The organism is Luteimonas terrae (assembly GCF_031457535.1).
In the GTDB taxonomy this organism is placed as follows: Bacteria; Pseudomonadota; Gammaproteobacteria; order Xanthomonadales; family Xanthomonadaceae; genus Luteimonas; species Luteimonas terrae_A.
Window position 1 is genome coordinate 248,839 of record NZ_JAVDWO010000004.1, and the last position, 26,968, is coordinate 275,806.

21 protein-coding genes are annotated in these 26,968 nt (G+C 63.3%); 14 read left to right on the top strand and 7 right to left on the bottom strand.

The genetic code is table 11. The features are described from left to right. Positions 1–130 precede the first annotated feature (130 nt). The 7 genes from J2W68_RS06720 to tssJ all read right to left on the bottom strand — a co-directional run bounded on the left by J2W68_RS06720 (position 131) and on the right by tssJ (position 8,876). Positions 131–667 carry a hypothetical protein gene (locus tag J2W68_RS06720; protein WP_310233845.1) on the bottom strand — a complete coding sequence of 179 codons (537 nt, stop codon included), beginning with the start codon at positions 665–667 and terminating at the stop codon, positions 131–133. Further along, entirely contained in the window at positions 664–1,665 is a 1,002-nt protein-coding gene (locus J2W68_RS06725) for a hypothetical protein (RefSeq protein WP_310233847.1), read from the bottom strand. The genes J2W68_RS06720 and J2W68_RS06725 overlap by 4 nt, the downstream gene beginning before the upstream one ends. Positions 1,666–1,699: 34 nt before the next feature. Next, the gene (locus J2W68_RS06730) at positions 1,700–3,139 is read right to left on the bottom strand and encodes a hypothetical protein (RefSeq protein ID WP_310233849.1); all 1,440 of its coding nucleotides are present in this window, start codon (positions 3,137–3,139) and stop codon (positions 1,700–1,702) included. A 16-nt stretch (positions 3,140–3,155) separates the two neighbouring features. Beyond that, entirely contained in the window at positions 3,156–5,912 is a 2,757-nt protein-coding gene (locus tag J2W68_RS06735) for a type VI secretion system Vgr family protein (protein WP_310233852.1), read from the bottom strand. Between the two features lie 7 nt (positions 5,913–5,919). Further along, positions 5,920–6,708, bottom strand: coding sequence for a type IVB secretion system protein IcmH/DotU (gene icmH, locus J2W68_RS06740; protein ID WP_310233853.1), 789 nt, complete (start codon positions 6,706–6,708; stop codon positions 5,920–5,922). Beyond that, entirely contained in the window at positions 6,705–8,042 is a 1,338-nt protein-coding gene (gene tssK, locus J2W68_RS06745) for a type VI secretion system baseplate subunit TssK (protein WP_310233855.1), read from the bottom strand. The genes icmH and tssK overlap by 4 nt, the downstream gene beginning before the upstream one ends. Before the next feature lie 219 nt (positions 8,043–8,261). Further along, a complete protein-coding gene (gene tssJ / locus J2W68_RS06750) occupies positions 8,262–8,876 on the bottom strand; it encodes a type VI secretion system lipoprotein TssJ (protein WP_310233858.1) in 615 nt (204 codons plus the stop codon). Positions 8,877–8,998: 122 nt separating this feature from the next. Between tssJ and J2W68_RS06755 the strand changes: the two genes are divergently transcribed. The 14 genes from J2W68_RS06755 (at position 8,999) to J2W68_RS06820 (ending at position 26,910) form a co-directional block, all read left to right on the top strand. Next, positions 8,999–9,772 carry a tetratricopeptide repeat protein gene (locus tag J2W68_RS06755; protein ID WP_310233859.1) on the top strand — a complete coding sequence of 258 codons (774 nt, stop codon included), beginning with the start codon at positions 8,999–9,001 and terminating at the stop codon, positions 9,770–9,772. 40 nt (positions 9,773–9,812) lie between these two features. Beyond that, positions 9,813–10,316, top strand: a complete 504-nt coding sequence (gene tssB, locus J2W68_RS06760; RefSeq protein ID WP_310233861.1) for a type VI secretion system contractile sheath small subunit — start codon at positions 9,813–9,815, stop codon at positions 10,314–10,316. Positions 10,317–10,319: 3 nt separating this feature from the next. Further along, on the top strand, positions 10,320–11,810 hold the full coding sequence (gene tssC, locus J2W68_RS06765) for a type VI secretion system contractile sheath large subunit (RefSeq protein ID WP_310233862.1): 1,491 nt from the start codon (positions 10,320–10,322) through the stop codon (positions 11,808–11,810). Between the two features lie 45 nt (positions 11,811–11,855). Then, complete coding sequence (locus tag J2W68_RS06770; protein ID WP_310233863.1) at positions 11,856–12,449, top strand: Hcp family type VI secretion system effector; 594 nt, start codon at positions 11,856–11,858, stop codon at positions 12,447–12,449. A 113-nt stretch (positions 12,450–12,562) separates the two neighbouring features. After that, positions 12,563–13,054, top strand: coding sequence for a type VI secretion system baseplate subunit TssE (tssE, locus tag J2W68_RS06775; protein WP_310233866.1), 492 nt, complete (start codon positions 12,563–12,565; stop codon positions 13,052–13,054). Positions 13,055–13,056: 2 nt separating this feature from the next. Further along, entirely contained in the window at positions 13,057–14,892 is a 1,836-nt protein-coding gene (gene tssF, locus J2W68_RS06780) for a type VI secretion system baseplate subunit TssF (protein WP_310233869.1), read from the top strand. After that, positions 14,856–15,950 (top strand): type VI secretion system baseplate subunit TssG, encoded by a 1,095-nt coding sequence (gene tssG / locus J2W68_RS06785; protein ID WP_310233871.1) that lies wholly within the window; start codon positions 14,856–14,858, stop codon positions 15,948–15,950. The genes tssF and tssG overlap by 37 nt, the downstream gene beginning before the upstream one ends. A gap of 38 nt (positions 15,951–15,988) precedes the next feature. Next, a complete protein-coding gene (tssH, locus tag J2W68_RS06790; protein ID WP_310233873.1) occupies positions 15,989–18,742 on the top strand; it encodes a type VI secretion system ATPase TssH in 2,754 nt (917 codons plus the stop codon). A gap of 27 nt (positions 18,743–18,769) precedes the next feature. Then, positions 18,770–19,120 (top strand): hypothetical protein, encoded by a 351-nt coding sequence (locus tag J2W68_RS06795; RefSeq protein WP_310233875.1) that lies wholly within the window; start codon positions 18,770–18,772, stop codon positions 19,118–19,120. 77 nt (positions 19,121–19,197) lie between these two features. Continuing rightward, positions 19,198–22,008: a type VI secretion system Vgr family protein gene (locus J2W68_RS06800; protein WP_310233878.1), complete on the top strand. Its 2,811-nt coding sequence runs from the start codon at positions 19,198–19,200 to the stop codon at positions 22,006–22,008. A 4-nt stretch (positions 22,009–22,012) separates the two neighbouring features. Continuing rightward, a complete protein-coding gene (locus J2W68_RS06805; protein WP_310233880.1) occupies positions 22,013–22,765 on the top strand; it encodes a DUF4123 domain-containing protein in 753 nt (250 codons plus the stop codon). A gap of 97 nt (positions 22,766–22,862) precedes the next feature. Next, positions 22,863–25,583, top strand: a complete 2,721-nt coding sequence (locus tag J2W68_RS06810; RefSeq protein ID WP_310233882.1) for a T6SS effector BTH_I2691 family protein — start codon at positions 22,863–22,865, stop codon at positions 25,581–25,583. A 1-nt stretch (position 25,584) separates the two neighbouring features. Next, positions 25,585–26,583: a DUF6708 domain-containing protein gene (locus J2W68_RS06815; protein WP_310233885.1), complete on the top strand. Its 999-nt coding sequence runs from the start codon at positions 25,585–25,587 to the stop codon at positions 26,581–26,583. A 21-nt stretch (positions 26,584–26,604) separates the two neighbouring features. Beyond that, entirely contained in the window at positions 26,605–26,910 is a 306-nt protein-coding gene (locus J2W68_RS06820) for a hypothetical protein (RefSeq protein WP_310233888.1), read from the top strand. The last annotated feature ends 58 nt before the right edge of the window (positions 26,911–26,968 follow it).

Below are 26,968 nucleotides of genomic sequence, written 5' to 3' on the forward strand. Positions count from 1 at the left end.
CGCGATCAGTTCGAGCTTGAGTTCCGAGATTCCCGACGGCACGTAGAGCATCATCGACTGCGCCTTGAGCACGGGGCGCAGGCCGGGATACTGGTGCAGGGGCGCCAATGTGATGAGGCGTCTATCCGTATCAGCACTCACAATGCAGCCGATGCTGCAAATCGAGGATCTGCTGTTGGATGTTGCCGTCTCGGCGTTTTAGCTCTTCAAGTGCCGATTGCTCGCCGTCGTTGAGTTGGTCCTTTGCGATGCCTGTAAATCCGGACCGGAGCAGCGAATCTGATTCCCGCTTAAGTTGCCCGCTCGATTGCTGCAGGGCGTTGATGCGCTGGAAAATGCCGCCATTGGCTTGCCATTTGCCCAGTGACTCGCGACAGACGGCAAGTTCCTTCTGCCAATCCGGCAGCACATTGAGGCACTGCATGCCTTGCGATTCGGTTTGCAGCCGGGCGCGCAGTTGCTCGTTATCTTCGCGAAGCTGATCGCTCGCGATTATGGCGGCATCGCGTGCCTGTTCGGCTTCTTTGACGTTTTCGCGCTGTGCGTCTTGCCACTTGAATCCGCCGTAAGCCATGCCAATGAACGCGGCAATCGCCAGAAAGACCTTGAGGCTGCCGTCAAGGCGGGAAAACCAACTGCCCTGCGATGGGCCGGACGGCGTGTTCACAGCTGCGGGGTGGTCTGATCCTGCGACCAGAGCCAGAATGTGCTGCCGTAGTCGCTGTTGTCGATGTTGGGGAAGGTGTCGCCAGTCTTGAACAAGCGACGGGAGTCGGCCCGCGCCGGAGTGTGCCACCAGCCAGTGCGCGGACAGGGTTCACCGGCGGGTACCCGAGCAGGCGGCGTGTCCACCGCCCCCAGCCCTGCTTCGAAGGGGATCGTTTCGCCGGGTGCGCGGTCGATCAGGGTCCAGCCGGTGGAGCGCCATTCGGTGACCGGTAGGGGGCTGTCGTAGAGTTTTTCGCCGTCTTCGGTGACTGGGTCTTCATAGCGGAGCAGAACTTTCCCGTCGTCCCAGTCGTGGCCTTCGATCAGCAGTGCCGCGCAACTGTCGTCGATGTCGGGCAGGTAAAGGCCACTGCGCGTAATCGGGCCACCGACTTCGACCCGTACTGCGGGATTAAGGCGATAGCGAGGCCAGCGCTCGGGCGGGTCGAGCGGGCCTTGGTACTTTTCGCTGTATCGGGATGATAAGGCCCCGGGCGACCATATCCGCTGAAAAGTTCGCTGCATATTCCAAGCCCGCTGCTGTGGCGCAGAGATCAGGTCATAGTAAGTTTCCTGCGCGTTGGGAATGACCGCCGCGACCTGCGGCTCGTCCATCCAGCCGGCCCAGAACTCGATTTGCCCACGAAAATCCCCGGTCACACCGATTGCAGGGCCAAGGCCGCGAAGATCACCATGTTTGAGTTGAATGCAGGCGCGATCGAGCAATGCCATGGTGTCGCGGAAGTTGGGCAGGATCTGTTCACCCCAGACGATATCGGGCTGATCGTGCAGCGGTCGCCTGCGGTACTCCAGCGGCAGGTGCGCGGTGAACACCTCCAGGCATCTCTCGACGTGTTCGAGCATCGCCGCCCACTGGTCGCGGATCGGAGCGAAGTACTCGAACGAGCTGTAGCGTTCGAGCAGATAGACTTCCTGCGGGATCAGGGGCGTGGGCATGGCAGTTCCGTGTGCGGGTCAGTGACGCGTTGGCTCACTGGCTGTACCAGTTGTTTTTGAGGGTAGGCACGCCGACCAGGCCGACGGACTCACCGAAGTCACTGTAGCCCCAGCCGGTGGCGCGGCGCGGGCCCAGCCCGCCAATGTCCAGGTCGCCCGGGTCCAGCACGATCTGGCGAGCGCCGCCTTCCAGCACGTAATCGTAACCAAGCTTGAGCTGTTGTGAGGCGGCTTGGCCTTCCCAGGCGCGCAGGGGCCGTCCGGGCGGTACGGTGTAGGTGACGTACTCCCCGTTGCCGTTCCAGTTGGCCCACACCGCGAAGCGGCGACGCCACTCGGTCTTGCTGGTGAGTTTGCGGAACTCGGCCTCGGTCATCCAGAACGTGCCGTTGTCGAACGAGCGTCGTCCCGGATCGACCACCCGATAGAGCCGGGTGCCTGGGGGGTAGGTGACGTGATTGATGTTGCCATGAAATGTCTCAAAAGCCCCCTTGAGTGGCCGTGGCCCGGACTCGCCGATATTCGGCCAGCCTCTAACGTTTGGTGCCCTTTCCGTTGCCTCGTACCTGAGTCGCCCCGTCTTATCCACCCACTCCGGCTTGGCTCGTTCGAACTGCGCCAGTTCGTCATCCACGCGTGGGCGGGCGTAGGCATGCGGGTTACGGGCGTTGACGAGGGCGCGGTACTGCATGTCCGCTTCGATATCGAGGCGACGGGCCAACTGGTTGAGCCAATGCCGCACCGGGGCCAGCGCCTCGGCCAGCTTGGCGTTGGCCAACCGACGCACGCGCAGGACGGATTCGAGCAGTTGTCCGGCGCGCGTGCCTAGGGCCGCACTGCCCCAGCGCTGGATCATGTCCACGAACTTGCGCAATGCGCCGAGCAGCTCGTCGAACACTCCCGTCAGGCGCGAGACCGACAACATGGCTGCAACCCGGCGCACTTCGCTGGCCAGGTGCTTGTAGATGTTGTCGACGCGCAAGCGCGAGATGGCGCGCCGCACGGCGGGGCGGGCAAGGAACTCGTTGAGCTTGCGGATGCCGGCCTCGACAGACCGGCGAGTGGCATTCCACAGGTCCGAGTCCAGCGCCGCCCGGCTGCCTGACAGCACGCCCCGGCGGCCATAGGCAAACAGGATTTTCAGGCAGCCCTTGACCAGTGAACCCAGAGTCGGGAACAGGCCTATCAGGGTCAGCACCAGCGCCACCCAAGCCCATTTGTTGTTGGTGTCGTCGTGGATCTTTCGGCAATTGGCGACCAGGTCGCGCACATCGCAGATCTGGTCCACGATTGGGATCATCGAGATGGCGGTATTGGTCACCACCTGGGCGGTGGTCTGTTCTTCGTTGAAGTCCCCCTGCAAGACTTCCCAAATCCATTCTGCAGCTGCGCTCAGGTCTTGCTTGGCGCTGTCGACCCAGCGGCCTGGCGCAGCGGCATACCACGCGAGTGCGTTTTCCAGTTCATCCCACATCGTTGCCGGTTCCTTGTCAGCCGAGTCTGGATTGCGCTGCTGAGATCAGCTTGTCCAGAGGCTCCGGGGGATCGTCCTGTTCCGGAGTGCGGGGTTCGTATTCGACGCGCTCTGCCCTGTCTGGAACACTCTCGTGTCGGGCATGACCGTCTGTGTCGAGCTTGCCGGAGAGAATCTGGCCACCTGCAAAGAAGATCTTGTAGGCCTGGCCGGAGAAGGGTTCGTTTTCCGGGTCGCGATGGTTGATTTCAATCCAGTTGTTCAAGGCGATCGTCGAATCGGGGAGGGCCGCAATCGGAGCCGCCACGGTCTCGCCACCCAAGAACGGATGCTGACTGGCCTTGACCGTAAATTCCCCCGGACACGCAAACGTGATGTCGCCGCCTTCGAGGGTGACGGTGGTCTGGCCAGCCTGCAGCACGATCTTGGTCTGGGCCAGCACGTCGATGCGCGCATCGGTGGCGGTGACGGTGACGCTCTGATCGGCCAGCAGCTCCAGCTCCCCGGTGTGGGCCTGCAGGGTGACCGGTCCGTTGGCGGCGATCGCGCGGAGCGGGCCGGCGTGGGCGTAGAGCGCAGTGTGCTGGCCCGACACCCAGGCGATGGTCTGGCCCGCGGCGAGGTGGGCGTCGTCCTGCACGGTCAGGTGCAGGGCGCCACCGGCGTAGGCGACCGCGGACTTTTGGGTGGCAAGGGCGATCGACTCGGGGGACTCGGCGACCAGCCGTGCATCAGCGAAACGCTCGACCGGATCCTCGCCGGGATCGCGACTGCCCGCCGCCGGCTTCATCGCGCTCTGGCCGCGCACGCTGCCGCTGTAGCGGCCCTGGGCTTCGGGATCGAGGGCTTCGCGCAGCGCGGTCAGACGGTCGTTGGCATCGAAGCCCGGTACCTGTTGCTGCACCAGGGTGTCGTGCAGGCCCTCGGTCGTGCGCTCGGCGCCCTTGAGCTGGGCGACGGCCTCGGCCACGTCGAGCTGGGTCGAGGCGCCGCCGGGTCGCGCGGTGGTGGAGAGCAGCAGGCCTTGAGCCGCGTGCACGTTGCTCCAGCCGGTCGTGGTCAGCGCCACGCCCTGGCCGTGCAGCGCGCCGCGCTGGGCGTCCTGGTGCTGGATCAGATAGCCGAGTTCGAGCCGGCTGTCGGCCAGGCTGGTGTGGAGGCGGGTGCGCAACTGGCCGGGGGTGTCGTCGAGCACCCATTGCTGGGTGCCGGCACCATCGTGCGCCTGGGTGTGCAGGCCGCTGAGCGTGCCGGGATGGTTGCTGGCGCCGTCGATGCCGCCGGCGAAGGGCGGGGCGACCTCGCCGTTGTAGAGCTGGCCGGTGATGCGCGGCTGGTCGATGTCGCCGTGCAGGAACTCCACCAGCACCTCGGCGCCGACACGCGGCAGGAAGTGGCTGCCCCAGTTGGGGCCGGCGATCCATTCGGCGACGGGCACCCACGTCCCGGAGGTCGCATCGCCGGGCGCATGGCCGGCATGCGCACTGGCGGTGTCGGTGAGGCCGCCGGCGTTGGGCGCGGCGCCGCGTTGCCAGGCGAACTGGATGCGGACCTGGTGATCGCGGCTGGCGGTGACCGCGCTGTCGGGCAGGCCGACGACACGGGCGGTCTGTGGGCCGTGGACGACCGGGCGGTCCGGCACGACGGGCGCAATCGGCGTGTCGGCGGGCACGGCGGCGAAGCGATTGCGGTAGCTGCCATGCTCGAAGGCTGCATCGCCCAGCAGATCGACGATGCCGGCACCCAAGTTGTTTACGGCGAGGTGGTCGATGTGCACCGGCACGAAGCGCTCGCCGACATGCTGGGCATGGCCGACGAGCGGGAAGGCGGCACCGCAAGCGAGGGCGCGTGCGCTGCCGGCGCCATGGAACAGTCTGTCGGGCAGGCGTAGCGCATCGAGCCGATGTTCTGCCTCGCGCTGTGCACTGGTCTGATCGTCGAAGCGCCCGCTACGTGGCTGGGCATGGATCTCGAGCCCGGGGAGGGCACCGACCTCTGTGGCGCTGCGTCCGATGACGGTCGCCAGGTGCGCTGTACTCCAGCTTCCGGCATGCACCTGATTGGGCGTGATCTGCCGCTGCTCGCTGAAGACATCGATGGCGTCCTGCTGCTCGGTGCCATCGATGCGATGGAAGCGCAGGGACTCGCCTGCCTGTCGCTCGGCCTGCTGATCTGCGATCACGAGCGTGTGTCCGGCATCGTCACCGTCGGCCGGTCCGTGTTCGAAGTGCCAGGCCAGGCCGTTCTCGGCAAGCAGGCGTGTGACGAATGCCCCGTCGGTCTCACGATATTGGGTGGTCATCGCGCGGACCGGCAGCGGCCGACGCACGTCGAACCGGAAGACGGCTTCCGGGTAGTCGTCAAAGACCTGCTCCAGTACGCCGCGCACGTCGAGGTCCTGGAAAATCAGCGCGTTGCGCCGGTGGATCAGCAGGCTGGTCCATGGCGACAGGACCAGCCGGTATCGGGCCAAGCCGCCATCGGCGCCCAGCGGCATGACCTCCGTGCACAGGCCATGCCAGGTCCGCAGCCCGCCATCGGCACGCTGCAGATGCAGGCGCAGCGGCTGCGCCAGCAGGGTGTCAGGCTCAAGGAACGCGGAGGTCGACAGGACGTCGATCTCGAACCGGAACGACGCGCAGACCGCCTCGTGTCCGGTGAAGCGTTCGACCACCAGCCCCGGGAGCGGGGCATCGAGCCGGATCAGTCGGGCATGTTGGGAGGGCGCGGCAAGCGCGGCGAGCGCCTCGCGGGCCTGAGACGGCAATTCCATAGCGTGCTCACGGCAGGGTAATGGTGATATGTGCAGTGCGCTCCGGCATCTGCACGACGTTCTGGTAGGCGGCCAGCTGTTGCTCTGTCTGCCGCACCATCCAGGCATTGAGGCCGAAATAGCCGATCAGACCAAAGGCAGCGGCGGCGGCGGCGGGCAGCCAGATCGGCGCGACGCGTCGAAGCGCGTGCCGCACGTTGTCGGGCGGTGGCCAGTGCGGCGCGAACCCCGTGCGACGGCCTTTCAGATAAATGATTTCATCGCCGAGCCGGGCGGTCAGATATCCCAGCTTCTCGGGGCCTTCCAGCCGGTACTTGCCTTCGAAGCCGAGCAGCAGGCAGTAGTGATAGACCTCCAGCGATTGCAGTCGCGCCGCGCCCTGTGCACGCAGCGCCTCCAGTCGATCAAAGAAGTGCTCGCCAGCGAGGTGCTCACCGAACAGGCGCAACTGCAGTGGGTTGCGCTCCCAGGCGTCCTGCAACGCAGAGGCTTGCGAGAGGACTGCCTCGTCGACGGCCGCGCAGAACGCGTACTTGGCTGAGTAGACGTCCTCCGACGCGATGCCCATCTTCATCGCGTTGCGCTCCACCGTGTCCAGGAGACGCTGCACGGACTGCACGAAGGTCTCGGCGTCCTGGGGCAGGCGGCCGCGCTTGAGCATGAGCAACAGATAGAATCCGTCGGCCATCAGATCGAGTAGGGTTCTCGGCGTCGCCGCCGCAGCGCCTGGAGTGGCGGTCTGCTGCGGCGTCAGGGATGGCATGGCGCCCGGAACGGGAGGCAGGGACTGGTTCATGGCGCCACCGCGATCAGTTCGAGCTTGAGTTCCGAGATTCCCGACGGCACATAGATCATCAGGGATTGCGACTTCAACATGCGCTCGTAGAGCGGCCCGCGCGGCTCGATGGAGAAGTAATGGCTGCCCGGACGCACCGGGATGGCTGTCGGCACCTGCGCTGCATGCACAAGCTTTACGCCAGGCAGCGCCGACAGCACACACTTCTCGACATCGTCCGGCGCGCCCACTTTAAATCGCACCGGGACCGTCTGGATCAGGTCCTGCCCCGGCATGTCGGCGCCGACGCCCAGATAGAATGCGGAGTTGTCGTCGATGCGCTGGGATTCGATGCGGCCCAGATGGAAGGACGGTTTGACCTCCGAGAGCGCAATCTGAAAATAGCGTGCGGAGATCACCGTATCGAGCAGCTCCCGGACGATCTCGAACAAGCGCACGAACCCGGCTTCTGGATTCGCATGGTCGTATTGGGGCAGGTCGTCGAGGCTGAAACTGCGCGAGAACGTCAGAAGCGCGCCGGCGAGCCGGAGCAGCTCTTGATAAAGACGTTCTGGATGCAACCCCGATTGATGGAACAGATGCGACAAGGTTGCGAACGCGGACGTCGCCGTGTGCAGCAGCCAGAACGACGCGATGTCGCCGGAACGAAACTCGATGATGTGCTGCGAGGGCTGGCGATGCAGACCGTAGAGGGCATCGACCTTTGCTCGTAGCGAGTCGAGCAGTCCACGCAACTGGAGATGCAGTTGCGGCGCCGACCCGATATGCAGGGCCGGCGGGATGAAAGCATCGTCGACTTCAAACCCACCAGTGGAGGTTCGACGGATCCGCGCGATGGGCACCGTGACATAAGGATCGCGCGGCGTGTCGTCCGTCAGCAGGCGGACCGCTTTTCCCAGATAGGCGAGCTCCGACTCGGCGGCGTCGGTGAACAGGTCCGGCGTGGACAGATTGTGCTGAATGAAGCGGGTCGTTCGCTGCGCGTCATTGGCTGGACTACTGTTCCCTCCATGCTCGCGCAGCAGCGGTAGCGCGATATGTATGCGCGTGCTCTGCACGCCTTCGGGCAGCTCTGTCAGTGACAGGGGGGCCGGCATCGCATCCTGTGCAGGCGCATCGAAGCACTCGCCATCGGGGAAGATCGCGGAGACCTCCAGCGCACGCACCGTGCCGTGGGACAGGCTCTGGCGATCCAGCTTGACGCTGCGGACGCCCCACGCGTGCGGGTGCAGACTACGCGCGAGCTCATGCAGCCGAGCTTCGTGATAAGCGTCCTGCCTCTGGAAATGCTGTGGGCGTAGAAACAGGCCCTCACCCCAGAAAATCTTCGACATCCGACCTGCTTGCGACACGCAATCTTCCTTGTCAGTTCGTGACGAACCAGCTGATGCCATTGTCGGCATCGCATTGCTCGCGCCAATCATCGCACGACTTTACCGACCTCACGACACGGACCTCAAGGCTGCACCGAAGTGTCTTGGCGGAAACCAGACAAACAACTGAAACAACGGATTGGGGTCAGAAAAATCCGACCTCGATTTGGAGTGAGGGTCTCATTTCCCGCATCGTACCGACACCAGGCTGGATGCATCCGAAGCCAGGCGTGTCATCAATGCGGCGCTCGCTGTGGTCACTGCACAGGCGTGTACGCCAATGGTGATGCCTTTCTGCGCCGGCTCGATGTGCCTAGCGTCGAAGGCAAGTTTCCACCTGTTGCTTGCAGGCGCCTGGAAGAGCGCAACCACGCCGATCGCAACAGTGTCAGCTGAAACGCCCTCGACTTGGGTCTGACGTGTGCCCGGTGCCAAGACGATCTCGTCCGACGCAATCAGATCATCGCCAAGTGCCTGCGTCACCAGGCTTTGATCGAGAAAAGTGTCGAAGCGCGCCTGCTCGAAACGCTGGGTGCCGCGGAGATGGTAGACCTGGATGACCACGGCATTCGGGCGCACGCCCGCGCCCGCATTGAGGTTGTCACCGGCATGAAGATGAAGGTCGATCTCTCGGTTCCCAGCCTGTTGCGCGTCCTGCAAGCCGATGCTCTGCATGGTGCGCTTGAGTATGCCGGGCTTCTCCGGCGATGAAGCGCAGGCCGCTGCGAGCAGCGCCGCCAGCATCACTGCGCAGGCCCGCAAGGTACGAAATATCCGAATTTTTTTCGTATTCACGTATACATCCATGCCTTGAATCGCCCGACCTTGTGGTTTTTAATGGCGGCGTTGTCAGGGAGCGTGATACTTGGCACGATATCGTTGCAAGGACTGTAGCGGGTTTTGCGCCGCTTGACGCGGTGTGCGAACGCGAATATATCTTCAGCGAAGCGGAAAATCGTCCGGCGTATGGATGTCGTGGATACGGCATTGGGGCGGCGCGCAGCACGTGTTGCGCGAAGGAACTTTCAGGATTGAATAGGAATGTCATGAAGACAGAAGGGAAGGCAAGATACGTGCGTATGCTCGGCGGGGTGGCAGTGCTCGCGCTGTTGAGCGGCTGTGCGACCACGCGTGACGCGACGTCCATGTCCACTGGCGACTATGACGCGATGCTGTCGATGGCTGAGGCGGAGATTGCCGCGGGTCGCGTCGACACCGGCCTGATCGGGTTCCAGGATGCTGGCAAGGCCGATCCCACGCGCAAAGACCCGTGGGTGCGCATTGCGCAGATCGAATTCAACAACGGCAACTATGCGCGCGCAGTGGTTGCCGCAGAAGAGGTCCTGCAGCGTGACGAGGGTGATCTGGTCGCGGACGGTATCTTGACCGTGAGCGGACTTCGCATCGCGAACCAGTCGCTGCTGCGTCTGCAGACAAGCGGCGCCCTGGGCTCGAACACCGCGCGTCGTGAAGCAGAGACGCTGGTCACGACACTGCGCGCCACGATGGGCTCCGAAATTTTCCAGGACGAGTCCGCGCGGGATGCGGCGCGCCGCCGCGCACCTGCGGCCTCCGCGAGCCGCAGACCTGCTGGCCGACAGACGACATCCCAGTCCGCGCCGCGGGCCGAGCAGACAGACCCGGCGCGGGCACCTGCGGCTGATCCCTTCAAACGCATCGGTGGGGATTGACGCCGGCGCCCACGCTCGCATTTCGTCAGGAGACGAACAGATGTCCAAGAAGGATAGTGTCCAGAAGCGGTTGCAGAAGGTGCGACCACCGCGCGTGCAGTTGACCTACGACGTCGAGAAGGGCGATGCCATCGAGCACAAGGAAATTCCCTTCGTTGTCGGCGTGCTCGGGGATTTCAGCGGCAATCCGGATCAGCCGCTGCCGAAGGTGAAGGACCGAAAATTCGTCAATGTCGACCTCGATAATTTCGATGAGGTGATCGAGGGCATGGCGCCACGGGCGACGTTCCGCGCGCCCAACAAGATCAGCGATTCGGGCGGCGAGTTCGCGGTCGAATTGAAGTTCAAGTCGATGGACGATTTCAGGCCTGAGTCGATCGTGCAACAGGTCGAGCCGCTGCGGCGCCTGCTCGAATCCCGGTCGAAGCTGGCCGATCTCCGCAACAAGATTGCAGGCAACGAGAAGCTCGAGGATCTGCTGTCGGACGTGCTCAACAACACCGAGCAGCTCAAGCAACTCGGCCCGAAAGACACCCAGGAGTAATGCATGTCCGCACAGGCGAGCACTGCCGAAGTCGCATCCCCCGTCGCCGCCGACGCTGGCCTGCTGGACCAGATCATCGAGACCAGCCGTGTCGCAAGGTCTGATCAGGAGCGTAGTCGCGCACGCGACATCATCTCGGAGCTTGCCCGCGAGGTTCTCGATGGAACCGTCGTGGTTTCGGACAACCTCAACCTCACGCTCGACGCGCGGGTTGCGGAGCTCGATCGTCTGATCTCCGACCAGCTCAGCGCGATCATGCATGCGCCCGAATTCCAGAAGCTCGAGAGTACCTGGCGCGGCCTGCACTATCTCTGCCAGCAGACGTCGACCGGGTCCCAGCTGAAGATCAAGGCCTTCAACGCGCCGCAGAAGGATCTCGTACGCGACTTCAAGTCGGCGATCGATTTCGACCAGAGTGCTCTGTTCAAGAAGGTCTACGAAGAGGAATTCGGCACATTCGGCGGTGCGCCGTTTGGTGCGTTGATCGGCGACTACCAGATCGGCCGTCAGCCCGAGGACATGTATTTTGTCGAGCAGATGTCGCATGTGGCCGCGGCTGCCCATGCGCCGTTCATTTCCGCGGCATCCGAGGATATGTTCGGTCTGGAGAGCTTTACCGATCTCGGCAAGCCGCGGGATATGGCAAAGATCTTCGACACGGTCGAGTACGCGAAGTGGAAGTCGTTCCGTGAAGGGGAAGACAGCCGTTACGTCGGTCTGACGCTGCCCCGCTTTCTAGGCCGCCTGCCTTACAACCCCAAGGATGGCACCACGGTCGAAGGCTTCAACTTCGTCGAGGAAGTCGATGCCTTGGACCACAGCAAGTACCTGTGGTGCAACACCGCGTATGCGTTTGGTGCACGACTGACCAAGGCCTTCGAGGATTACGGCTGGTGCGCTGCAATCCGGGGGGTCGAGGGTGGCGGTCTGGTCGAGGATCTGCCCACGCACACCTTCCGGACAGACGACGGCGAGATCGCGCTCAAGTGCCCAACCGAGGTCGCGATTACCGATCGCCGCGAAAAGGAACTCAGTGATCTGGGTTTCATACCGCTGGTGCACTGCAAAAACACGGACTATGCCGCGTTTTTCGGCGCGCAGTCGGCCCAGAGACCGAAGAAGTACAACACCGACGCGGCGAACGCGAATGCGGTCCTGTCGTCGCAGCTGCAGTATATATTCGCAGTGTCACGAATCGCGCATTACCTCAAGTCGATGATGCGCGAGAAGATCGGCAGCTTCGCCTCGGCCGGAAATGTCGAGGACTTCCTCAACCGCTGGATCGCGCAGTACGTGCTGCTCGATGACAACGCGGGACAGGAGGCGAAGGCGCAGTACCCGCTTCGCGAAGCGTCGATCCAGGTTTCGGAGGTGCCGGGCAAGCCCGGCGTCTACCGCGCGGTGGCCTTCCTCAGGCCACATTTTCAGCTCGACGAGCTGTCTGTTTCACTGCGACTGGTGGCCGAACTGCCGGCAACTGCCAAAAAGTCGTAGTGGGTTGCTTTGTTGTGCGTCTAGGGGCGGAGACCCCGTTATGCAGTGACGCGGCTGTCAAGCAAGACGGCATATCAACATCGCCGGCTGCACGCCGGCACCCTCAATCTCACGGAAGAACGGAACAAGGAAAACCAGATTATGCAACATGCATTCCTCTCTATTGACACCATCAAGGGCGAGTCGCACGACGACAAGCACCGGGACTGGATCGAGATCAAGTCGTTCTCGCAGGATCTTTTGCAGCCGCGGTCTGCCACCGCATCGACTTCAGGTGGACAGACCGCAGCGCGTGTGAACCTGTCGCCGATCGAGATCGTCAAGTCAATCGACCTGTCGACCACGGCTCTCAACCAGGCCTGCTCCAGCGGCACGACCTTCCCCAAGGCACGCATCGAGTTCATGCGCGCCGACAAGGACGGCAATGCGATCAACTACTACCTGATTGAACTGCTGAACGTGCTGGTACACCGCGTAACAACCACCGTTGATGAGGACGGCATGCCACAGGAAGTCGTGCAGCTCAGCTTCGCGGCGATCAAGTGGACGTACAACCAGCAGAAGGCGGAGGGCGGCGTCGGCGGCAAGACGGTTGCCCAGTGGAGCGCCAGCAAGAACGTTCCAAACTACAGCGCCTGATTGCGCTGGAATGCGGTGGCGCAATGTCGCCACCGCATTTGGCTCGACGTTGCTCGCCATGGAGTGGCGGCGCCGGGTTGCCTGGATCCATTCCATATCGATTGCGCGGGAACATGAAGGGATTCGAGCCAAGTCTGCTGGAAAAGCTGTTCGATGAGGCGCCGCGAAGTCCAGGGCGCGGCAACGTGCTTCAGGCGGTTTCCGTCGAGCAGTACAAGGAGTCGGTTGCCAATGACCTGGAAGGGTTGCTCAACAGCCGTGCCGCGTTCGGCACGGACGCCCTGTCCGGGTTTCCGAACTGCTGCCAGTCATTGCTGACCTACGGATTGGTGGATTTTTCGTCGATGAGTCTCGCGAACGCCTACGATCGGGCCGCGATCTGCCGCTCGATCGAGCAGGCAATCTCACGCCATGAAACGCGACTGCACGATGTTCACGTGACCCTTGACGCCAATCCTTGCTTGGGCGCCGGCCTGCATTTCACGATCAATGCGCTGCTTGATCTGCAGCCTGCAAAAGAAGCGGTCAGTTTCGATGCACTGTTGCAGCCAAGCACGCTCCAGTATTCCGTCAGCCGCATGCGCCGCCAAGCTGCGGTCGTCTGACGATGCAGGATCTGTTGCCGTTCTACGAGCGCGAGCTCGCCTACCTGCGTCGTTACGGCCGGGAGTTCGCCGACCGGTATCCCAAGATTGCCAATCGTTTGTTGTTGTCGGCGGATGGCAGCCAGGATCCACATGTCGAGCGCCTGATTGAGTCGTTCGCATTCCTGGGTGCGCGCATATCGAAGAAGATCGATGACGATTACCCCGAATTCACGGATGCGTTGCTCGAAGTGCTGTATCCGCATTACCTGCGGCCGTTTCCGGCTTGCTCAATTGCGCGTTTCGATCTGGGCTCCGCGGCAGCGAAACTGAGTGCACCGGTTCGCCTGCCCAGGGGGACACAGCTGCTGTCTCGGCCCGTGCGCGGAATCAACTGCCGGTTCAGGACTGCCTACAACGTCGACCTGTTGCCGCTGGTGGTCTCGTCGGTGACCTACGCGTCGGTTGCGCAGGTGCCGATGGCGACACGCGCACCGCCTGGCGCCGGCGCACAGATTTCCCTGCGTTTCGAGCTCGCATCGGAACAGGTCGGATTCGCGGCGCTCGGAACAGCGCAACTGCGGCTGTTCATCGACGGCGAACCATCGTTCTGTGCCGCAGCGCGGGATGCTCTGGCGATGGATGTGCTGGCCGCCTACGTAGAAGCTGACGACGCAGGGCGCTGGCGGCCGTTGGAAAGCTCTCCGCTGCGACAGGTCGGCTTCTCCGCCGAAGAGGCGCTGATCGATTATCCCGCACGCTCGCATCCTGCCTATCGCCTGCTCACCGAGCTGTTTGCCTTTCCAGAGAAGTTCGGCTTCTTCGATCTCGATCTCGCATCGGTGGCAACGGGCGCGGCACGCGCCTTCACCGTGCATCTAGTGCTCAAGGCGCGTTCGGGGGATCACGCAGACGGTCGCCTCCTCGAGAACTTCAGCGCCGCCAACGTGTTGCTGGGCTGCACGCCGGTCGTGAACCTGTTCGCGCAGCACGGCGAGCCGATCCGGATCACGCACCGGACGGCCAGCTATCCCGTGGTGGCCGATGGGCGTCGTGCCTGGGGATTCGAGATCAGTTCGATCGATTCCGTCCAGCGCATACGGATCACGCCCCAGGGTGAGCAGGTCAATGTCTATCGACCGTTCTACGCACTGCAGCATGGCGACGATCCTGACCGGAGCGGCGCGTACTGGGTGGCCAGTCGCGACGAAGACGTGGCACGCACGAGTCCTGGATACGAGACGGAGATCGCGTTCGTCGACATCGATTTCTCCCCGGTGACGCCGAAGACGGACGTGGCCAGTATCGAACTGACCTGCAGCAATCGCGACCTGCCGACGCATCTCGCCTATGGCGTCCAGGGGGGCGACCTTACGATTGAAGGCGGCAGTCCGGCTCGCTCAATTGCTTTGTTGCGAAAGCCTACCCGGACACATCGCTTCAAGCAGGGAAGAGCATCGCAGTGGCGCCTGATTTCCCATCTGTCGCTCAATAGTCTGACGCTGACCCAAGAAGCGCTACCCGCACTTCGCGAGATGCTCCGGCTCTATGACATCGCGGGCAGCAATGTGACCGGCAGGCAGATCGACGGAGTGGTCGGGATCGAGAATCGCGCGACGACAGCTTGGCTGCCGGGACGGCATTTCGCAGCGGTGGTGCGTGGCCTGGAAATCCGGGTGACGATCGATCCTTCCGCATTTGTGGGGGCGGGTGTCAGTGCGTTTGCCGGCGTACTGGATCGATTTTTCGCGCTTTATGTGCATGCCAACAGCTTCACGCAGTTGACGCTGCTTTCCATCAATGACGACGAGGTGTTGATCCGATGCGACCCGCGAAGCGGCGAATCGATCCTGGCATAGCGCAGCAACTGCTTGCCGAGCCGCATCGCTTCGAATTCTTCCAGGCGTTGCGGGTCCTCGAGCACGTGTTCCTGGGGCAGGGCGCGAAGGGCGGCGATCTGGTACCGCGCTTTCTGCGCTTCCAGAACAGTACTTCGCTGGCATTCCCGTCCGCCGAACTGGAATCGGCACGCGCGATCTCCACCACCGGCGAGCCGCTCGAGTTGCCGGGGGCCATCGACCACGCCGCCGCAACGGAGTCCATTGGCGAGGTGCATCTGACGCCCGCCTTCATGGGATTGCTGGGGACGGCTGGCGCGCTACCACTGCATTACACCGAAACCATCGCTGGTCGGGAGATCTACAAGCGCGATCGTGCTGCGCGCGCGTTTTTGGACATCTTCACTACGCGTGCTGTGGCCCTGCACTACGGCGCATGGAAGAAGTACCGGCTCGCGATGCAGTACGAACTCGACCGGAAGGAGCACTTCCTGCCTCTGGCGCTGTCGCTGGGCGGCCTCGGCATGCAGGGGCTTCGCGACCGCATGGTGGACGGGCACGGCGACATCTTCGATCAGGCCGTGGCCTACTATGCCGGGGCCATCCGGCAGCGACCGGCCTCTGCCGTGGTGGTGCGCCAGATCCTGTCGGAATATTTCGGCGTACCAGTGCAGGTAGAACAGTTTGCGGGCGCCTGGTATTACGTTCCCGAAGCGCAGCGCAGCCGGCTGGGTATGAAGAATGCAGGATTGGGAACGACGGCGCTTGCGGGTGAGCGGGTCTGGCAACGTGATTTGCGGCTGCGCCTGCAGGTGGGGCCGCTCGATCGGGCCGCATTCGATGATTTCCTGCCGGGCGGAAGCGCCGCGGCCTCGCTCGCGAAATGGCTGACCCTGCTGACAGGCAGCGTGTTGGAGTACGAGGTCAGCCTGTTGATCCGCGCCGAAGACGTTCGCCCTGCGGGATTCAGCTCAGGTGTGGGGGAGGGCGTACGGTTGGGGTGGGACAGCCATCTGTGCACGCGTCCGTCTCCGGTGCCCCGGGCCGACACCCGTTATCACCTGCATGCGCTGCATTGACGCAATCACGATGAACGACATGGAGTGTTCCTGACCGCATGAGCATCAATCTCAAGACCCTGATCGGCAAGCTCAACGACACCTGTCGCCAGGCCGCCGAGCGTGCCGCCAACCTGTGCCTGACACGCGGCCATTTCGAAGTCGATCTCGAACATCTCTTCCTCGCATTGCTGGAACAGCCGCAATGCGACTTCGTGCTGATCGCGCGCCGTAGCGGCGTTTCGCCGGAAGCACTGGAGCGCGATCTTTCCGCCGAGATCGGTCGGTTCCAGATGGGCAATACCCGGACGCCCGTGTTTTCGACGCATCTGCCTACGTTGTTCGAGCACGCCTGGCTGCTGGCATCGCTGGATTCCGGAACCACCCGCATCCGCAGCGGTCATCTGTTGCTGGCGCTGCTCACCGAGCCGGACCTGGCGCAACTGGCCAGTCGCGCCTCGGGCCAGTTCGCGAAATTCAAACGCGAGGCCCTGAAGCACGATTTCGCAAAGGTGACCGAGGGATCGCAGGAATCGGCGGGCGTAGTCGATTTCGCCGATGCATCATCGGGTGATGCCGAGCCGGATGCGGCGCGCGTCGATCCCGGCCTGTCCAGGACGCCAGCGCTCGACCAGTTCACGACCAACCTCACGCAGCGTGCGCGCGACGGCCATATCGATCCCGTCATCGGGCGCGACGGCGAAATCAGGCAACTGATCGATATCCTGCTGCGGCGCCGCCAGAACAATCCGATCCTTACGGGAGAGGCAGGGGTCGGCAAGACGGCTGTGGTCGAGGGGCTTGCACGCCGGATCGCTGAAGCAGACGTGCCGGAGGTGTTGCACAGCGTCGAGCTGCATGTGCTCGACATGGGCCTGCTGCAGGCGGGCGCCAGCGTCAAAGGCGAGTTCGAGAACCGCCTGAAGAACGTCATCGACGAGGTCAAGAGGAGTCCGCACCCGATCATCCTGTTCATCGACGAGGCGCATACGATGATCGGCGCCGGCGGCGCAGCAGGCCAGAACGATGCCGCGAACCTGCTCAAGCCCGCGCTTGCCCGCGGAGAACTGCGGACGATCGCCGCGACTACATGGGGCGAGTACAAGAAGTATTTCGAGAAGGATGCCGCGCTCGCGCGTCGGTTCCAGGTCGTCAAGGTTGAAGAGCCCAGCGAAACCATGGCGGCCGCAATGTTGCGTGGCATCGTGCCGTTGATGGAGCAGCATTTCGGAATCCGCGTGCTTGACGAAGCGATCACAGAAGCCGTGCGTTTGTCCCATCGTTATATCAGCGGGCGTCAGTTGCCCGACAAGGCCGTCGGGGTTCTAGATACGGCCTGCGCCAAAGTCGCGCTCGGGCAAAGCGCGACTCCCGGCATCGTCGAGGACACACGACGGCAGCTCGAACGGCTGGAGGCGGAGATCGCGGCGCTGGGGCGGGAAGCTGCGGGCGGCGCGCGGCATCACACCGCGCGGCTGGATGAGCTGCACGCACTGCAGCTCCAGGCGCGAGCTGTGCTTGTCGCCAGTGAGGACCGGCTGGCGCATGAGCGGGCCTTGGCTGTCCGGATCGGCGCCTTGCGTGAATCGATGGAGCACGGGGCCGCGGCCGTCACCGACGAAGATGGGGATGACCACGGCGGTGAGCACGTCCTGGCCCCAGTGACGGACGTCCGCCGCTCGAAGTCCAGCCGGGGTAACAAGACCGCCCAGGCCGACTCACCTCAGCAGAGCCAGTTGGACGCGTTGTTGGCCGAACTCGCCGAGCTGCAGGGCGATGCCCCGATGGTGCCGTTGCAGGTCGATGGAACGGTCGTTGCCGAAGTCGTTTCGGCGTGGACCGGCATTCCCCTGGGGCGGATGGTCAAGGACGAGATCCGGACCGTACGCAGCCTCGCCGGGCTACTGTCCGAACGGGTGATCGGCCAGGATCATGCACTCGATGCAATTGCGCAGCGGGTACGGACAGCGACCGCCAGGCTGGAAGATCCCAACAAGCCGAGAGGCGTATTCATGTTTGTCGGCCCATCCGGGGTCGGTAAGACCGAAACCGCCTTGGCGCTGGCTGACATCCTCTACGGCGGCGAGCGCAAGCTGGTGACGATCAACATGAGCGAGTACCAGGAAGCGCACAGCGTCTCCGGTCTCAAGGGATCACCGCCGGGCTATGTCGGCTACGGCGAGGGCGGTGTGCTCACCGAAGCCGTACGCCGGAATCCGTACAGCGTGGTCCTGCTCGACGAAGTCGAGAAGGCCCATCCCGATGTCATGGAAATGTTCTTCCAGGTATTCGACAAGGGAGCAATGGACGATGCGGAAGGCCGCGAGATCGACTTCCGCAACACGCTGATCATCCTCACATCGAATATTGGCTCCGCACAGATCATGCAGGCCTGCCTGAACAAGCAGGCCACCGAGATCCCCGATGCGGATGCGCTCGCGGAGATGCTGCGGCCGGTGCTGATGCAGCGGTTCAAGCCGGCCTTTCTCGGACGGATGAAGGTGGTGCCCTATTATCCGATCGGCGACGACGCGCTGGCCCGGATCATCGTGCTCAAGCTCGAACGCATTCGTGACCGCATCGCCGCGAACCACAAGGCAGTGTTTGCATGGGACACCGGCCTCGTGGATGCGGTGCTGGCGCGTTGCACCGAGGTCGATTCCGGCGCCCGCAATGTCGATCACATCCTCAACGGGACTTTGCTGCCACAGATTGCGGAGACGGTCCTGGCGACGATGGCCGAAGGCGGGAAGGTCGGACAGGTGCGGGTGACGACGGGCAAGAATGGCGCATTCAAGTACAAGGTGTCGTAAGCAACACCCGTAACAAGGAGGAGTGAGATGGACTTTTATGGACTCGATCGCGGTCGTGCGATCGCCAACTGCGACAGCGCCGCGCTCGGTCGTGCGGGCCGTGACGTCGCCTCCGTGCGCGCATGGAACCGCATCCATCCCGAGCATGTCGTCGATCTGCTCGACCAGGCGTCATGGGACGCCCGCGGTGATGCAAATATGCTCGCAACACGTCTGTCGCGGATGCCGTGGCGCATCCAGCAGGCTTCTGCGCCCACACACTCTGCCAATCGGCTTGTCAGTAATACGCGGGAAGTGGTGGTGACGGCGGGAGCGCGCAGCTTTGTTCTCCATTGCACCGAGAGCCCGTCGCTGACACTCGAGCGCATCACCACCTGACTGGACGCACGTCGCCAAGTCGGCGACGCCGATGGTTGCTGGCTCAGGGAGAGCCGCATCCGGCAAGGAGCAATGCAATGGATGCAATCCAGACCGCACTGACCCACCTGCGCGCCGCCCCCGGGCAGCAGGACCGACTGCTCCGCCTGCATACCGCGCTGGGCGTCGACGTGCTCGTGCCCGAGCAGTTCGCGGGAGAGGAATCGTTGGATGGCAACGGCTTCCGGTTCGAGGTGCTGGCGCTGTCGGCGGACGCGCATCTCGATCTTGGCGCGATGCTCGGCGCGCCCCTGCTGCTTGAACTGCTGACCTCCGATACCGGCTATCGTCCCTTCCACGCCCACGTCACCGCATGCGAGCGGGTGGGGAGCAATGGGGGACTGGCGCGCTACCGGCTTGTGCTCGAGCCCTGGCTTGCGTTCCTGCGTCATCGCGTCGACAGCTACGTGTTCCAGGACATGACGGTGATGGACATCGTCGAGGACGTGCTGGCCGACTACGCCGGGGCCGGACCATTGGTCCCCGCCTGGCGCTGGGATCTGGCGGATCGCGGGATCTACGCGCGGCGCAGCCTGACCACGCAGTACCAGGAGAGCGACTTCGCCTTCCTCCAGCGCCTGCTGGCCGAGGAGGGCATCTACGCCTGGTTCGAGCATGAGGGAGACGCTGCCTCCGAGACTCGCGGTGCCCACACGCTGGTGCTGGCCGACCATGCCGACGCGTTCCTGGACCTGGGCGCGGTGCGCTACCACCGCAGCGATGTGACCGAGCGTCACGACAGCATCCAGCAGTGGTCGGACGCGCGGCGTCTGCAGACCGCGCGGCTGACGCGCGCCAGCTGGGACTATCGCAGCCTGGATCGGCGCCCGCTCGACATGGCAGGGCAGGCGCACGGCGACGTCGCCCCGGTGGATTCCGACACGGCTGGCCCGTATGCCTGGCACGACGCGGCATCAGGCGAGCGCCGGATCGGCCGCCAGGTCGAGGCGTTGCAGGTCGATGCCTGCCGCATCGAGGGCAGCGGCAGCTGGCGCGCCCTTGCGCCCGGTGGCGTGTTCGCGCTCACCCAGCATTTCGCACATCGTGACCCCGAGGGCGCACGTTTCGCCTGCGTGCGCGTGGCGCATTGCGGGCGCAACAATCTGGAGGCCGAAGTCTTCGATGCGGCCGAGGACGCACTGGGCGCATGGACGCGCACGCCATTGGGACTGCCGGATGGTTTGATGGCGGATGCTGATGCGCCAATCGATGCATGGGCCGAGCATGCTGCCAAGCAGCCCGTCGATCCGCGCGAGCATTTCTACCGCAACACGTTCTCGGTGATTCCTGCGGGCGTGCCTTATCGCCCGAAGACGGTCGACGGCCACGGCCTGCGCGCGCACCCACGACCCACCGTATACGGCACCCAGACCGCGATCGTCGTCAGCGACGGCGCGCCGCTGCAGACCGACCGCGACCACCGCATCAAGGTGCAGTTCCCGTGGCAGCGAGGCCACGACGCGAGTGGGGGCGAGGCGCATCCCGGCGGCGACGACAACGCCCCCGGCACCGACAGCGCCTGGACCTGGGTGCGCGTGGCCACGCCCTGGGCGGGCGACAACTGGGGCGGGGTGGTGGTCCCACGCAAGGGCCAGGAAGTGCTGGTCGCGTTTCTCGAGGGCGACATCGACCGCCCGGTGGTGATCGGCGCGCTCTACAACGGCCGCGGTCAGGCGGACGCGCCCCATAACCAGGTCGCCAGCGGCGGCGGTGGCGCCACCGGCAACGCGCCGTCGTGGTTCGATGGCAACGCGCACGCGGCCGTGTTCACCGGGCTCAAGAGCCAGGCCCTGGCCGACAGCCAGACCGGCAGCGGCGGCTACCAGCAGCTGCGGCTGGACGACACGCCCGGCCAGGGCCGCGCGCAGCTGGCCACCACGCAGCATCAGACCACGCTGACCCTGGGCCACCTGAAAGGCGGGCAGGACAACGTGCGCGAGGGCGAGCGCGGCTTCGGCGTGGAACTGTCCACCGACGCGTCCGGCGCCGTGCGCGCCGGCGCCGGCCTGCTGCTGACCACCGAGCCCGGCACGCAGCAACTCGCCGCGCCGCAGGCGCTCGCGCAACTGGCCGAAGGCGAGCAGTTGCTGCAGGCGCTGGCCGACACCGCGCGCAGCCAGCAGGCCACGTTGCCCGAGGATCCCGACACCCTGACAGCGCAGGCCAGCCTGCAGGCGCTGCAGGAAGACCTGCAGGCCACCCAGCAGGGCAGTGGCGGCTCAGGGCGCAGCGACGACAGCGCGCCCATCGGCGGTGGGGACGGCGAGGCCCCCGGCTGGAGCGCCCCGCAACTGCTGCTGGGCAGCCCGGCCGGCGTGATGAGCCTGACCCCGGCCGACCAGGCCTGGGTGTCGGGCACCGGCACCACACTGCTCGCCGGCAGTGATCTCGACTGGATGAGCCAGGCCGGCACCGTGGTTGCCGCAGCCGACGGCATCGCACTATTCACCCAGGGCGGCAAACCGCCTGCCGGCAAACCGAACCAGGAGACCGGCATCGCGCTGCATGCCGCGCAGGGCAAGGTGAGTGCACGTGCGCACAAGAACGAAGCGAAAGTGGCCGCGAAGACCAGCGTCACGATTGCGAGCACGCAAGCGGATGTGGAGATTTCCGCCCCCAACAAGCATGTGCTACTGACCGCGCAGGGCGCCTATCTCAAGCTCGAAGGCGGCAACATCGAACTGGGCGCGCCCGGGGTGGTGGAGTTCAAGGCGAGCAGGAAGGAGTTGGTGGGGGCACGGTCAGCAACTGCGCAGCCGCTTTCTTTCGGCGAAGCGGAGCCAAAATTCTGCGAACTCGACGCCAAGCGGGCCGATGCCGGCGGCGCAGGTGTCGTGAGCCTGGGGTGATCCAATGATCGTTGAATTGGAGCATCGGCTGTTCTTGGCTCAGGACTACGCCATCATCAATCCGATGCAGGTCAGCAGTGATCAGTACGGCGATCTCGATGCCCAGCGCATGATTCCGAAAGGACTCGAACGGCACCACCGAATGATGCCGCTGCTTGTCCGCCTGGCAAGTGTCAACGAGCCAAGGCGGCTCGAACTGCTCGAACGCACTAATCAGTGGGCGCGCCGCCACCACATGCCGCTGTTCAGCGCGCTGTTTTCGAGTTCGCGGCCACCCGACAGGGTCATGCCCAACCTTCTGGCCAACATGCTGCTCCGACGCGCAGGACGGCATGTATGGTTGCGCTATCACGATCCGCGCGTCTTCCGTCACCTGCAATGGTTGTTCGACCATGATCAAGTGGCGGCACTCATGGGGCCGGCGCAAACCTGGTTGGGTTTCGATCCGCTTTGCAGGCGCTGGCACCAGTGGAGCTGCCCGGTTGTGCAACGACATCCGCGGCTGCGTCTGGATGCCAAACAGTGGGAGGCGGTGGAGCAGTTCGAGGCGTTGAACGGCTGCCTGCGTGATCTTTCCGCTGCAGGCGAGGCTACCGACGACGACACTGCGCGCGGCCTACTCGAAGGCCTGCTGGAAGCAGGGCGGCAAGGGCTGGTGCAGGACGTGGATGTGATGCTGTACGCGCGCCAGCATTTGGCACGAGGGCTAGAGCGCACTGCACCCGGCGGTATTAATAGGGCTGCGCGCCCCTTGTGAGTGAACTCCAGCAGTATCGCGGCATGGGATTCCATGCCGTAAGACGATCCCCCACGCCGACAATGCGCTTCGTGGCTTTGTACAAGGATTGACGAGCATGACAACGACCGATCAGCCCCAGCAAACACCATGCCCGAACTGCACCAAGTTCGGTCTGCCCATCCTGCCGGCGCGCTACGCGGTCGCGCGCCACGACGACAGCGTGCGCACCAAGGCGCCACAGTTGGAGGCGCCGTTCGGTGACGGTGTACAGTCGATCGAACTTCCTGACGCAGCCGCATACACGCTTCGCCTGTTGCGTAGCGGCTATCTATACGTGTTCAACGAGTCCCGTGACGAGTGGGCGGCGTACCAGTCGGACAATTACGGCGACTTGACCGAGTTCGACATTCGTGACCCCTCGCCGCCGCCGCAGGAAGATGGTCCGCAGGCAGTGTGCTCACGGCATGGCGCGTCGGCACTGGCAAAGTGCATCGTGATTCCGGACGCAAAACAGACGACGGTGTTGTGGCTGGCATTTAGTGGAACGCCTTGGACGCCGGCGGTATTTGCGCGCCATCGGCAGGCTTCGTACCGGCAGAGACACATGCGTCAGATCGATGCAGGCGCTTGGGCTGCAACGCCGACACCGCAGCCGCATGTGGACAGCCTCTACCGAGCGGCCGATCAGGTTTCCGACTTCAAACTGGCGGCTGACTACCGGCCGCAAACAGACGATCCGCGAGGCATTCCCACCCTAGCGACCGTATCGGTGCAACCGGGAGCGAGGCCGTTCGATCACAGCATGTCCGACTGCGTTGCGCTTGATCAGGGCCAAGTGGATCAGTTGCGCTCGAAAGCGAGAGAGGCCGCGCACCAGATGACACCGGACCATCCGCAGGGTGTAACCCCGGCGCTCATAGCGCTGGACGATCCGATCGGTATCGCCGCGGACATCAATCAGTTGGTGCTCGAACGCATTGTGGAGTGGGAGCAGGAGCCGGAGCGACAAGAGAAGAAGGCCTGCGCTTCAGCTGTCATCTCGTTACGGGAGGCGATCAGGAACGGCGCCCTGGAAGGGGAGCAGCATCGGCGGCGGGACCGCGCATTTGTGGGTCGCGCACTTGTGGGTGTGCTTGCCGGCCCGACCGCGCGCAACCAGGTCATGCTGCCGGTGGACGAATGGGAAGATGACTGGTTCAAGGTGGAGGACGAGGAGACTGTGCTTCGCCTCGGTGAGGAATCCTGGGAGAAATACCGCAAACATCTCAAGGACGGGGACGGATACGACGTGTGGTTGACGCAAACCTATCCGACGGAACAGAAAGCGTTCTATGAGGCGCACCTGCAAGCACTCGACGATGCGTTCGTATGGTGGCTGCAAGCCCCGCAGTTGCACGAGCACATGATCTGCAACTTCGATCCAGACGATATCGACAGCGGCATCCAGTACCAGGAAGCGGTGGCGGTCATGCTGCAGGACGCCGCATCGCGTGGTGTGGTGTACAACCACATCGCGCGTTGCCTGGACGAGGAAGATCCGGAGCAACCGACGGCCTTCGTTCTGCGAGCGCAGGTGTGGAACCAGGACAAGGCAGTGGCGGCTTGGAAGTCTGCCGTCGCCAGTCAGGGGGAGGGGCCATCGATCGACTGGGGAGCCCTGTCGGGTGGGCTGTTCAATGCGCTCAAGGAACTGCTGGACGCGCAAGGCGCGGGAAAGCTCACGGGGGCGTTCGAGAATTTGGCCAAGTACACGGAGCAATTGGCGGGTCCCCTGACCGCTATGGTGGGGAGACGAGTAAACGGTCTAGCGACGGGTGCAATCACGCAGTTGCCGCACAAGATGCAGATAGGCTTGCTGGGTGCGCTTGTGAAGGTGGAGGACCCGCTGGTAGAAATCATCGATCTGGTCGGTCATGTCAGTCCGCAGAATGCGTCGCGAGCATTGGCGGCGACCATCGCGATCCAGGCAGGCTTGCCGGACCGGGTGAGCGCCGGCAGGCCCGCACGCGAAGCGTTGCGGGCGGGCGGCGCACCAACCAGTGGGCCGGGTAGCGTGAGATTCGGCTACGTGGTGCTTGCGAATGCTAACCAGGTCAGGCTGATGAACGCGCTGAACATTCGTGCGATCTCACCCGGTGACAGCTATCGGGCCGCGCTACCTCAGCACTATCGCGCGCACGAATTCCGCGGCCTGTTGCGGCAGAGTATCGGCAACCTGGGGAACCGCTCGCTGGGCCTGGGGGTGGTGGGACTGATCTTCGCGGGCGGCAGCCTGGGCCAACTGAGCGCCGAGTACAAAAAGGCGGCAGCAGGGGAGCGTGGGCTGAAGGCTGCTAATTTCGGAGCAAGTGTGGTGGGTGTGCTAGGCATCGGCGCGGAAGGTGTAGGTGCGGCAGGGAGCAAGTTGCCATGGTTCTCGCAGGAACTGGCAACGCCGAATCGCTTTCTGCTGCGTAATGCGACCACCCGCGCAGCAGTGATTGCAGGCGTGGGGCGCTGGCTGACGGGTATTGGTGGGGTTGTGATGGGAGGGGTGACTGCGGTTGATGGCTACAACGATAGGAATCTGGACGCTACGTACGGATATACAGCTATGTTTGCGGGAGTTGCGTCTATCGCCGCAGCAATTTTTATATTCGCTGGTATTGCAGCGCCCGTGGCGATTGTGCTTGTGATTATTTGCGCGGTAGTGGCAGTAGTGGTTGATTGGCTTAAGCCCGACGATACTCAGCGTTGGTTGGATAAGGTCATGTATTTTGGAAATAATATCTCGGGTGTGTATCCAGATTTGGCTGCGCAAAGTTCTGCCATGACTGAGCTGCAGCAGGTGCGATGACATGCTGACCGGCTGGTATCCGAAATTTAAGTTGGATCGTGGTCTGGATGATCACGAGCGAAATAATTATCTGCCCTACGAAAATTCGCAGAATTTCAGTCCTGACGAGGCTATCGGAATGATCCGGTTCAACGGGACATTCATTGACTTTGTGGACCGAACTTTTAAGATAAAAGGAATGCTGCCGACTTTAATATTTTTAATTGGCGAGCTGTTCTTCATATCTTTCTTTTTATTCATTTTATTTGATATTACTGGAAATCACAGGATTAATTTCATTTCAAAGTTATTTTTTATAGCTTTTTTTGGCTTGCTTTGTTTTGGCGTTGCTTGGGCGCAATGGTTATTGCTTCTCAGTAAAGACGTATTTCAGTACACCCATTATCCAGTCCGCTTTAATCGGAAGACTCGCAAGATCTACTTCTTCCGCCACGATGGTCCCGGCGGCACGGTTACGCTGCCGTGGGGCGATCCAAGCGTTTACTTCCATATCGGCCAAGGCGCACAGAACAAGCTCTTGCGTGACCTGCGCTGCCATGTGCTCGGCCGTCACCGGCAGGTCCAGCAAACCTTTACGGTGGGCCACTTCTGGGACCATGAAAACCGCGTGCGGGAGGAATGGGAGCTGATCCGCCGCTACATGGAGGACGGGCCGGATAAGTGCTTCGACCACCCGGCGGACCGGATGATCGCGCTCTCCACTCAAGTGACATGGCACAACTGCTGGCTGATGGTGTGCCTGATGATGGGCACCAATCTGCATCCGTTGCGGTGGAACCTGATGTTCCCGATCTATGGCGCGTTGACTCTGAGTCGCTGGCTGACCATGAAGAGCTGCCGCGCACCGGTATTTCCACCGGAAGTGGAGGCGGAGTGTGCCATCGAGCCAGGAGATCCGCACCAGTTGCCAGAACCGTCGGTCATCGCGGAATTCGCTGACAACGAAGCTGCCGATGCGCGTTCGGAGCAGCGATATCGCGAGCGTCAGCTGTGGAAGTGAAGTAGGAAGACCAGGGTCAGCGTGGAGTTCGATCATCGCTGGATCTCAGCCAGCAACACGCCTGGCGGCGAGGGCGCGATGGGCAACGTCACGCCCTGGTCGATGCTCGGCAATGTCATCGACGATGTACGGGACGGCACCTTGCTGCAGCGCGGAGGCAACCGGGATGCGTGGTTCCGGCTGCGCTATCCCGAGGACCTGGAGCCACTACTGCACATCTCCGTCGCCGTGTACGCGACCGAGCGCGGCAGTCGAACACCTGCGCTGGTTGGCGTGTGGAACAACCGGGGTGAAGCGTCCTCCTTTTTTCGAGTCATTCAAAAGTAGAGGTGGTGGGTGAGTGTGCCATCGCATAGCGCATCGGTGGCAAGCCGCCGAGGGCGCG

Coding starts and splice junctions, on each gene's coding strand:
- tssF (WP_310233869.1), top strand. CDS start 13,057: ATGCAGGATCTGTTGCCGTTCTACGAGCGCGAGCTCGCCTACCTGCGT.
- J2W68_RS06805 (WP_310233880.1), top strand. CDS start 22,013: ATGATCGTTGAATTGGAGCATCGGCTGTTCTTGGCTCAGGACTACGCC.
- tssK (WP_310233855.1), bottom strand. CDS start 8,042: ATGTCGAAGATTTTCTGGGGTGAGGGCCTGTTTCTACGCCCACAGCAT.
- tssG (WP_310233871.1), top strand. CDS start 14,856: ATGCGACCCGCGAAGCGGCGAATCGATCCTGGCATAGCGCAGCAACTG.
- J2W68_RS06730 (WP_310233849.1), bottom strand. CDS start 3,139: ATGTGGGATGAACTGGAAAACGCACTCGCGTGGTATGCCGCTGCGCCA.
- tssB (WP_310233861.1), top strand. CDS start 9,813: ATGTCCAAGAAGGATAGTGTCCAGAAGCGGTTGCAGAAGGTGCGACCA.
- tssE (WP_310233866.1), top strand. CDS start 12,563: ATGAAGGGATTCGAGCCAAGTCTGCTGGAAAAGCTGTTCGATGAGGCG.
- J2W68_RS06815 (WP_310233885.1), top strand. CDS start 25,585: ATGCTGACCGGCTGGTATCCGAAATTTAAGTTGGATCGTGGTCTGGAT.
- J2W68_RS06800 (WP_310233878.1), top strand. CDS start 19,198: ATGGATGCAATCCAGACCGCACTGACCCACCTGCGCGCCGCCCCCGGG.
- tssH (WP_310233873.1), top strand. CDS start 15,989: ATGAGCATCAATCTCAAGACCCTGATCGGCAAGCTCAACGACACCTGT.
- J2W68_RS06795 (WP_310233875.1), top strand. CDS start 18,770: ATGGACTTTTATGGACTCGATCGCGGTCGTGCGATCGCCAACTGCGAC.
- icmH (WP_310233853.1), bottom strand. CDS start 6,708: ATGAACCAGTCCCTGCCTCCCGTTCCGGGCGCCATGCCATCCCTGACG.
- J2W68_RS06725 (WP_310233847.1), bottom strand. CDS start 1,665: ATGCCCACGCCCCTGATCCCGCAGGAAGTCTATCTGCTCGAACGCTAC.
- J2W68_RS06810 (WP_310233882.1), top strand. CDS start 22,863: ATGACAACGACCGATCAGCCCCAGCAAACACCATGCCCGAACTGCACC.
- J2W68_RS06735 (WP_310233852.1), bottom strand. CDS start 5,912: ATGGAATTGCCGTCTCAGGCCCGCGAGGCGCTCGCCGCGCTTGCCGCG.
- tssC (WP_310233862.1), top strand. CDS start 10,320: ATGTCCGCACAGGCGAGCACTGCCGAAGTCGCATCCCCCGTCGCCGCC.